The sequence below is a fragment of the Campylobacter sp. LMG 17559 genome (assembly GCF_024723605.1).
Taxonomy (GTDB): domain Bacteria; phylum Campylobacterota; class Campylobacteria; order Campylobacterales; family Campylobacteraceae; genus Campylobacter_D.
On the sequence record NZ_JANQCZ010000022.1, the window covers coordinates 1 to 8,223 of the forward strand.

At 26.0% G+C, this 8,223-nt stretch carries 10 protein-coding genes and 1 pseudogene; 5 read left to right on the plus strand and 6 right to left on the minus strand.

The features are described from left to right. Nucleotides 1–195 precede the first annotated feature (195 nt). Nucleotides 196–2,499, plus strand: coding sequence for a conjugal transfer protein TraG N-terminal domain-containing protein (locus tag CAMP5082_RS07905; protein ID WP_337206400.1), 2,304 nt, complete (start codon nucleotides 196–198; stop codon nucleotides 2,497–2,499). Between the two features lie 33 nt (nucleotides 2,500–2,532). Here CAMP5082_RS07905 and CAMP5082_RS07910 read toward each other — a convergent pair whose 3' ends face one another. The 3 genes and pseudogenes from CAMP5082_RS07910 to CAMP5082_RS07920 all read right to left on the minus strand — a co-directional run bounded on the left by CAMP5082_RS07910 (nucleotide 2,533) and on the right by CAMP5082_RS07920 (nucleotide 4,320). Further along, nucleotides 2,533–3,303 carry a hypothetical protein gene (locus tag CAMP5082_RS07910; protein WP_337206401.1) on the minus strand — a complete coding sequence of 257 codons (771 nt, stop codon included), beginning with the start codon at nucleotides 3,301–3,303 and terminating at the stop codon, nucleotides 2,533–2,535. Between the two features lie 522 nt (nucleotides 3,304–3,825). Continuing rightward, a complete protein-coding gene (locus tag CAMP5082_RS07915; RefSeq protein ID WP_337206402.1) occupies nucleotides 3,826–4,107 on the minus strand; it encodes a type II toxin-antitoxin system YafQ family toxin in 282 nt (93 codons plus the stop codon). Further along, nucleotides 4,094–4,320, minus strand: a pseudogene (locus tag CAMP5082_RS07920) (hypothetical protein). Before CAMP5082_RS07920 ends, CAMP5082_RS07915 begins: the two are co-directional and overlap by 14 nt. Nucleotides 4,321–4,499: 179 nt before the next feature. Here CAMP5082_RS07920 and relB point away from each other — a divergent pair. Genes relB through CAMP5082_RS07935 form a run of 3 tightly spaced genes read left to right on the plus strand, consistent with a single transcriptional unit; the run spans nucleotide 4,500 to nucleotide 5,380 of the window. Next, nucleotides 4,500–4,718 carry a type II toxin-antitoxin system RelB family antitoxin gene (relB, locus tag CAMP5082_RS07925; protein ID WP_039628375.1) on the plus strand — a complete coding sequence of 73 codons (219 nt, stop codon included), beginning with the start codon at nucleotides 4,500–4,502 and terminating at the stop codon, nucleotides 4,716–4,718. Then, nucleotides 4,711–4,986, plus strand: coding sequence for a type II toxin-antitoxin system RelE family toxin (locus CAMP5082_RS07930; RefSeq protein ID WP_263678613.1), 276 nt, complete (start codon nucleotides 4,711–4,713; stop codon nucleotides 4,984–4,986). The genes relB and CAMP5082_RS07930 overlap by 8 nt, the downstream gene beginning before the upstream one ends. Nucleotides 4,987–5,044: 58 nt before the next feature. Then, nucleotides 5,045–5,380, plus strand: a complete 336-nt coding sequence (locus tag CAMP5082_RS07935; RefSeq protein ID WP_039628369.1) for a hypothetical protein — start codon at nucleotides 5,045–5,047, stop codon at nucleotides 5,378–5,380. Between the two features lie 417 nt (nucleotides 5,381–5,797). Here the strand turns inward: CAMP5082_RS07935 and CAMP5082_RS07940 are convergent, their stop codons facing one another. Both CAMP5082_RS07940 and CAMP5082_RS07945 read right to left on the minus strand, forming a co-directional pair. Continuing rightward, nucleotides 5,798–6,271: a hypothetical protein gene (locus CAMP5082_RS07940; RefSeq protein WP_337206403.1), complete on the minus strand. Its 474-nt coding sequence runs from the start codon at nucleotides 6,269–6,271 to the stop codon at nucleotides 5,798–5,800. 216 nt (nucleotides 6,272–6,487) lie between these two features. Then, a complete protein-coding gene (locus CAMP5082_RS07945; protein ID WP_337206405.1) occupies nucleotides 6,488–6,727 on the minus strand; it encodes a recombinase RecT in 240 nt (79 codons plus the stop codon). Between the two features lie 866 nt (nucleotides 6,728–7,593). Here CAMP5082_RS07945 and CAMP5082_RS07950 point away from each other — a divergent pair. Then, complete coding sequence (locus tag CAMP5082_RS07950) at nucleotides 7,594–7,791, plus strand: hypothetical protein (protein ID WP_134238564.1); 198 nt, start codon at nucleotides 7,594–7,596, stop codon at nucleotides 7,789–7,791. Nucleotides 7,792–7,893: 102 nt separating this feature from the next. On the opposite strand, the gene CAMP5082_RS07955 is transcribed toward CAMP5082_RS07950, so the two are convergent. After that, nucleotides 7,894–8,223 (minus strand): hypothetical protein (locus CAMP5082_RS07955; protein WP_337206404.1); only part of this gene is annotated, 330 nt, incomplete at its 5' end.

Below are 8,223 nucleotides of genomic sequence, written 5' to 3' on the forward strand. Positions count from 1 at the left end.
CCATAAAAGGTATAACAAGTGGTGCTGATTATATGGTTAAGATTGTTATGGCTATTGCTTTTTTTTACTTTTGCTATTAAAAAAGTAATGGACGAAAGAACTAGCCCTATATTTGAATTTGGTAAAATGATTTTTATCATGGTTATTATTTGGTAATGCTTTTTAAGAGCGCCAAATGACGCTCAGCATAGATATATGATACATGATAATGTAACAGGTAAAGACTATATAGTTTCTCAAGTTCCACTTGGTATTGGTTTGACTTTTTCTTTCATGTCAAGAATGGAAGATTCTATTACTAAAGCTATGGAAAAATTTTATTCTACTCCACAATCTACTAATTTTTCTAATGCTGGATTTGGTTTTACTTTAAGATCTACTATGGATTTACCAGATTTAGAATTAAGTCAATTTAGCCCTAGAACACAAAAAAATCTTGATTTGTTTTTTAGAAACTGTGTTATTTATGGAATGGACTTAAATAAAGGTAGAATGGATACTAATTTTAGACATAGTGATAATTTATATGAGGATTTATTTGAAATAGGGCAGGGTAGTCAATTAACTTTATATTTTGGGGAAAAAGATAAAGGTAATATTAGATCTTGTACTCAAGCAGGTGCTTTGATTAAACAAGATTTAGGTTCTTTAGCTCCAAAAATAGAAACTATCCATGCGCGTATTTTAGGTAGTAAAGATGAAAATGCTTATAGAGCTTCAATGCAGGGTGTTTGGGAAATTTTCTCAGGACAAGCTACACAAGCAAGATCTCAATTAATGCAAGCTATGTTAATTAATGCTTCAAGAGATTCTTTAATTAATACTGCAAAAATGGTAGGACTTGATCCAAATGCAGTAGCTACAAATACAGCAGTAGCTGAGCAAAACTTCATGTCAAGTATGCTAACTCAAGGTATGATGGCTCAAACTTATTTACCACTCGCTAAAGCTTATTTAACAGTTTTAATTATAGGTTTATCATGGATTATGGCTTTACTCTCTATTATGTTTGGTGATTTTAGACATATAAAAATGTTTTTTACCTTATGTATATGGATAGTTTTATGGACTCCTATATTAAGTATTATTAATTATTTTAATGATTTAAATCTATCAAAAAGTGTTCAAGTATTATTAGATGGCTCATTAAGCTTTTCTATGAGTAATAGTTTATCTTTCTTTAAACAAATATCTGAGCAAACCAATTTCATTAATTATCTTGTAATGCTTACTCCATTATTAGCTTTTGCAGTAGCTAAAGCTAGTGAGCAAGGCTTTGTGTCAGTGGCTTCATCTTTATCACAAACCCTACAAGGTGCTTCAAGAAGTGCAGGAAGTTTTACAAATCAGCAAGCTTTATCTACTGAAACCAAAATAGCTTCTCCTTTAGGTGAAGAAGTTATTGCTAAGCATGCTGGTGTAACTTCTTATTTGGGGGCGTATAATGCAGATGGACAAATAACCAAATATAATACCCAAAGTACTTCAGGAAACGATAGTTACAATTCTGAAATTTCTAACTCTGCATTTACTGGAACTAATGTTAATGGTATGATAAATGGAGCTAAACTAACTGCTGGGGCATTAAATATGGTTAATTCCTTAGGGGAAAGCAGTGCTAAAACTTGGAATCAGAATTTCAATGATACTTATGGACAAATCAGTCAAAGTGGTAGAAATAGCGCACTTAGTGAAGCTAAATCTATTATGGAAAGTGATAATGAATCGTTTAGAAAATCATTCTCTAATAATTTAGCTCAGGAAATATCAAAAATGGATAATTTAACTGCACAAGCACAAGCCAAAATTTTAGGTTATGCTGAAGCTAGTTATGGATTAAAAGTAGCAGGAAACGGTGCTTCTGTTGGTAGTAGAGGTGAGGTGTCTATAGGACTTGGAAAAAATATAACTTTATCTGATACTGAAAAAGCGGCTTATCAAGAAGCAATGGAAAAAGCTTCTGTTAAAACTTTAGCTGAAAATCATAATATAAGTAGCGAATGGAGTAAAAATCTTTCTAATAGTGATAGTACTGCTTATGCTAAAATGGTTGGATATGCAGATAGCTTCAGTCAAACTCAATCTGCTATTCAAGCAGTTACTTCAAATAATATGGATAATGTTGTAAATGCTTATGCTAGAGATTTAGCTACAATAGACAATAAAGACTTTAATACTCTTAGTGTTGCTGAGCAAAACACTTACTTTGCAAAAGCAGGAAATCAAATTTCTGATATGATTAAAAACGATCCTGCTTCAATTTCAAATTATGCTTCTCAATATGGAGCAGGTAGTAATGTAGGAGAAAACACAATAGCAAAACCTAATGCTTTAAATAAAGAATTTACAAATGTAAGTGGTAATACTTTACTAAATCATAATCTAAATCAAGAACAGGTTAATTCTAGAGCAAAAGATATGAAAAATAGTACTGATATGCCAAATGCTAAAGATATTAAAGAGGTTGTTTCTAGTTCTAATATAAATAAAAAAGGTTAAAGGCGAGAAATGGAATATTTTTAAAATTAACTTTTAATCTTTATAAAGCCCTTGAGTAAAGCTAAGTGGATTAAGAGCGTCGGTTGGATAAGAGTTGCCAGTATCATTTTCTTCAAAATTTTGATTATATTCATAGTCTTTATAACCGCTCGAAGAAGTATTTTTAGACATTACTAAAATCATGATAAGCACTAAACAAATAACGATTGATATAAAAGCAATCATAGACAAAAAAACAATTTCAGAATATGATAACCTATCTATGAATGTTACAAATTTTTCTTTTATTATATTTGTGGTATTCATTGTATCTACCATACTCAACAACAAAGACAAAGCTAAAACAATAGCAACTAATAATGCTGTAATTATCTTTGCATTTAAACTCAAACCTTTTTTTCTTACCACATTTTCCATAATCTCAACCTCTTGTTTTTGATTTTCTAATTTTCCCATATATATATTTATACTTCTTTTAACTCTAAATAAATCATACTTAATTACATTAGCAACAGCACTTAATCTAATTTCCTCATTATCGTGAGCTGCGAAATTTCTAGTATCATTTATTCTTTTTAAATCTTTTTTGTCAAATAAAGATAAGATTTCATCATCAGCACTTTCTTTGATTTTTTTAAAGCTTTCACTGATTTTAATTAGAGAAACAAAAATAAATCTTTGTGCATTCTCATCGTGCAATGTTTTTAATACATTCTCATCTTTGATTTGCTGATAAATTAAATTAATCTCATTTGCAATTTTTTGTAATCTTTTTATGTTCTCTAATCTTATTTCATTTGACATTTAAATTCCTTTACATTTAATATTAAAATTATACCAAAATTCACAATAAAAATCAAGTTTTTTAGTGCTTTTAAATGCCTATTTTGTAGTATTTTGCAGGGGTTTTTTATATTTTACATTTTTGTCCTTTATAAAGTTTATTTTAAGTGCTTTTTAAGCGTATTTTTTACACATAAAAGTCCTTTATATATCCCCTAAATGTCCTTTATAAAGTCCATTTTTTCTTTTTTTATTATTTTTTGCTTAAAATCTACCAAAAAAGTGCTTTATTTCGCCCATAAAGGTGCTTTATATATCCCCAAAAAGTCCTTTATAAAGTCTTTTTTATAAGCATTAAATATTGATATATTAGTATTTATTCTGTTTTTATAATTTAATTTGTTAATTTTAATTTTAAAATTAATATTGGTAAGATAAAAAATATTTTTTGTAAGATAAAAGCTGTTATTTTTATTAGCTTTAGAGAGTATAGATTAAGATTGTATTTTTAATTCTTTGTGAGTTATTTTGATATTATTCTTTTCAGTAATTTTTAAATAATTTACTATGACTGTCTAGTTTTAAAATATTTAACTCTAGTTCTTCATCATGTTTTTGATAAATCAATAATAAATTAGACTTTACATGACACTCTCTAAAATCTTTTAATGCACCTTTTGATTGATGATCTTTATATTTTGGTTCTAAAATTTCATCGTTAGAAAGCTTTATAATAACTTTATCTGTTATTTTACGCTCTTCGTTGCTTATTTTTTTATAGGCTTTTATAAAATCATTATGATAATAAATTTTATATTTTGCCATCTTGATAAGCTTTCACAAAATCTTGATGTGAATTAAAGCTTAATGCAGTGTTATCTTTTTTTTCTTACTAAGCTCTTTGCTTGCATTTAATATCTTATTTTCAAAACTACTTAGTTTAGGTTTAGAAATTTTACATTTAGCATTTATACTTTTAGCTAAACCTTTAAATGCAGGCAAAAAATCTTCACTGACATTTTCAATAATAAGAGTCATGAAATTCCTTTCTCAAAATCATATAATATAATTATATTGTATTTTAATCAATTTAAATTAATTTCTTATACTTATTTTATTGTTTCAATGTGAAGATTAAAAGCACTAAGATAAAATATTATTTTGTGATGATTATAAAATGTGTTATAATGTATTACAAATAATACAAAGGTAAAATCATGAGAACAATATCGTTAAGAATTAGCGATCAAGAAGATATTTTACTAAAAGAATATCTAGCAATTAATAATTTACAACTATCAAAATTTATAAGAGATACTATTTTAGAAAAAATAGAAGATGAGTTAAATTTAGATGAAAATAAAATTTTAATTTCACTCAAAGAAGCTAAAAAAGATAATATTTATAGCTTTGAAGAAGTATTTAAAAATGTATGAGATAAAATTCTCAAGTAGTGCCAAAAAATCAATTGAAAAACTTGATCAGCAAGTAGCAAGAATTATTAAGAGCTGGATTATTAAAAATTTAATAGAATCAGATAATCCAAAAAAATTAGCAAAAGAACTTAAGGGTAATTTAAAAGGTATTTATAGATTTAGAGTGGGTAATTATAGAATGCTTGCTGAAATTAATGATAATGAATTGTTTATTTTTATATTCGAAATAGGACATCGAAGAGAAATATATAAGAAATTTAAAAAATAAATTTCTCAACTATACATTAAATTATTTATATCATAATAGAAAGAAAAAAGGAAGTAAAATGGAAAAACTATCCCAAGAAGAAATACAAAAAGCTATGAGAGAATGTGTAGTAAGTTCTTATACTTATGATCCAGCTAATCCTAATGGCTATTCTCAAGATTTATTTGATGTAGAAAATGAAGTTTTTGCTAAAGATTATGAGTTTATAGAAAAATGTGGTTTAGATGATATGGTAAAACACAAAGAAAGTGGTTGTGTTTTTAAAGTTTTTTACAAACAAGATCACAAAGTTAGACTTCTTAGAGTTAGCAATATGCAAGCAATGAATAGTTTTGAAAGCTATAGGGGTATAATGGCAAAAATAATAGGTTTTAAGCCAGAAGATCAAGAGTGATAAGGCAAACGGTTTTTAAGAAGTTTAGTGAATTTTTAGAAGAACATCATATTTTTCCTATAAATTCTAATATAGGAAAAGAGATATCTAAAAATTTTATCTCATCTAATGATAATATAGCAAATATAGCACTAATAAAATCAATAATAAAAATCCAAGCACATATATAAAAGAGTTGCTAAATAAAAAAATACAAGATAATCAACAAGAACAATTTTTTAAAGATTTAGAAACACATTTTATAACAAAAGATATGGTTTAATATTTATGTAATGATGATTTTGAGAATTTTATTATTAGTCGAACAGCTTTAATTTATGATTATATGAAAAACATTACTTAAATTCATAGGATAACTATGTTATCCTAACTATAAAATATATATCAACAAGATATAGTAAAAACTTTAAATAATTTTTATTTTAAGCTTTCTAGTATAAAATTCATCATAATCCAAACGCTTGAAAGTATAGTTACTGTAGTTGCTACTGCAGTACCTAAAAGCCAATAAAGTACTTTTTGCTTAGCGCTAGAAATTTGTTCTGAGAATTCAGTTTTAATTTCAGCTATTTCAGCTTTAATTTCAGCTATTTTGGTGTTAATAATTCCTTCTAGTCTTGCAACTTCAGAATAAATTAAACTTTCCAATCTTTTAATCTCTGATTGAAATAAATCTTTACTTACAAGCTCTTGTCTTATTTCTTCTATAGCTTGATTTTTAAGATTTTCAAAATTCAATCTTTGGGTAGTCGCTCTATCATTAACAACTTCTTCAAAAGCTTTAATTAATTTTTGTGATTGCTCAGGATTAGAAAAAATACTTTCTAATAAAGCTTTAAAACTTTCATTAAGTATATACTCTTTTTCCTGAGCCATAATATTTCCTTGCATATTCAATCCTTTGTCATTATAACACAATTTGTGATAGGTTATTTATTTTATATATCAAGCTTTTGTATTTAACTTATATTAAGCTGTTTTATACTAGATTGTAGGCATTTTCAATGTTTTTTGCGCATATTCACTATATGCAACTTCAACTATAAAAGGTTTATCGCCAACAGTTCTATAAACTTCACAAATTGCAACCAAATCTTGAGCGTATTGCTATTGATTATTCACTAATTTTGGATAGTTTTTAATCTCGCTATAAGAACGAATACCACCAAATTTTCCGCTTTTATGAACAATAGCTAAAAAGCCATCTCTGCCCACTAAAGGTTCTATTTTTTCAACCCACACATCTTTACCATTTTTTGTAACTTTTGCCCTATGAGGAACAAAAAATACTTGACGCAAGAAAGAATCTAGACTATATTTAGTTGCAACACCAAGATAATATTTTATTTCTGTTTTATTACTCCCAACTTATAGAGCGTGTTAAGCTAAAACCTAAAGATTAGCTTTTACTTTCGTTAGTGTATTTATCGTTAAAATAATGAGCTACTAAAACCAATGTGCCAAAAATAAGAGTGATAGCACCGATGAAAATAGCTATATTATAACCACCCATTCTCTCTTATTTTCTTTTAAAGAAAGATCGATGATAGTGCAACTATCGCTCATTTACAAACCATAAAGACTATTTACAAATAATCCTACGCCAATAGATTCCATGAATCTTAAGATTACTTTTGCAGGTATTTTTATAAATAATGCTTTTTAAATTTTTATTTATATTGTTATTTTGCAATAAAAAATAAAAGCTAAAAGATATAAACATGCTTCTAATAATAAAATATCAAAATCAATTATTTTTTATTATTATCGGTTTTTTTATCTTTATCAAAGTCATAAAATGTCACAAATATGGCAACTGCTATTGCAAAGGCTAATACAATATATTGTCCTATTTTATTTCCTTTTTTTGTTATATAAATTATTAAATTAATATATTATCCAATCAACTTTAAAAATACAATATTATTTTTTAATTATAATATTTCAAAGATCTAGCTTTTATCAACTTTGTATTATATCCATAGTTGTTTTGTTGATATTTTTGATATTTGCGAAATCTACAAATTTCTACTAAGAATAGTTTAAATAATATGTTTACAAAAAAAATTATTTATAAGTTATAAAGTCTATTTTTGATATATTCTTTATATTATTAGCTTAGGATTTTTAATGGGTGCAAGCGAAAATACTTTTGAAATTATCTTAGAAAAATTAAAATAAGCAAAATTAAATAATAAAACAAAAGGATAGATATGTTTAAAAACGAAGAATATATAAAGCAGAGAAAAGCATTATGGATAAAAAGTTTTGAGGCTTTTAAAGATGATGAAGAATTTCACAAAGAACAGTTAGAGTTTGCCGAAGCAGGAATAAATGATGGATTTGAAGAAGATCAATTATATAAATTAAACCAAAATTGCAAAAATAAGACAAAACAAACTTACTCATAAATATTTAAATTGTTTTAGCTAAAAAACCAATTTTAGATATTATTGATTAATCTGTATATAATCACAATATAAAAAAAGAAGCAGAGTTTTTATAATATTATTTTAAATACCATTATATTGTTCTAGTAATTTTCTAAAATAATATAGATTACTTTGAGTTAGATTATTTAGTGAATTTTTATCAATCTCACACTGATCATTGCAAAAAACAGCGATATTGCAAAAATACTTTTCAGCATTTTCTATACATCCACCTTTATTTAATATTTGAGAATATAAATCGTTAGTAGATGATTTAAAATTCTTACTATCGCTATATCCTAATTTTTTATAAAAATTTGTTTTGTTATTTTTACTATTATCTACAAAATGAAATCTAAGCCAATCTTCAAAATCATCAAGAGTAAGAAATAAATGCTTGTCTTTTGAATT